Here is a 573-nt window from a genome sequence, read left to right as displayed (position 1 = left end):
TGCCGGTGGTGCCTTCGGGGAGGACGGGGGTGAGGACGGGGTGGGCGCTGGATTCGATGAAGAGGGTGTAGCCGTCGGTCTGGAGCAGCTCGATGGTTTCGTGGAAGCGGACGGGCTGGCGGAGGTTCTGATACCAGTACGTCGCGTCGAGGGTGGTGGTGTCGACGGGGGCGGCTTCGACGGTGGAGTAGAACGGGATGGAGGCCTTCTGCGGGCGGACGCTGTCCAGGGTCTGGATGAGTTCGTTGCGGATGGGTTCGGTGTAGGCGGTGTGGGAGGCGTAGCCGATGGGGACGCGGCGGGCGCGGATTCCTTCGGCCTCGCAGGTGGCGAGGACCGTTTCGATCTGGTTCAGGGGTCCGGCGACGACGGTGGACTGCGGTCCGGCGATGACGGCGATGCTGAGCTTGTTGCCCCAGCCCGTCATGCGCTTCTCGACGTCGGCCAGGGGTAGTGCGATGGAGACCATGCCGCTGTGGCCGGTCAGTTCGCGTTCGATGAGGCGGGCGCGCAGGGCGATGACCCGGACGCCGTCCTCCAGTGACAGCGCGCCACAGACCACAGCTGCGGCGA

The 573-nt window shown here is 67.7% G+C and carries 1 protein-coding gene; it reads right to left on the bottom strand.

Going from position 1 to position 573, the window contains the following annotated elements; genetic code table 11:
- A partial coding sequence (locus tag K6I33_RS35575) for an acyltransferase domain-containing protein (protein ID WP_229358902.1) occupies positions 1 to 573 on the bottom strand: 573 nt, incomplete at both ends.

It is taken from the genome of Streptomyces sp. UNOB3_S3, from assembly GCF_020740895.1.
Taxonomy (GTDB): Bacteria; Actinomycetota; Actinomycetes; order Streptomycetales; family Streptomycetaceae; genus Streptomyces.
Note: the sequence above shows the minus strand (reverse complement) of the source record. Positions and strands in the feature narration are given on the sequence as shown.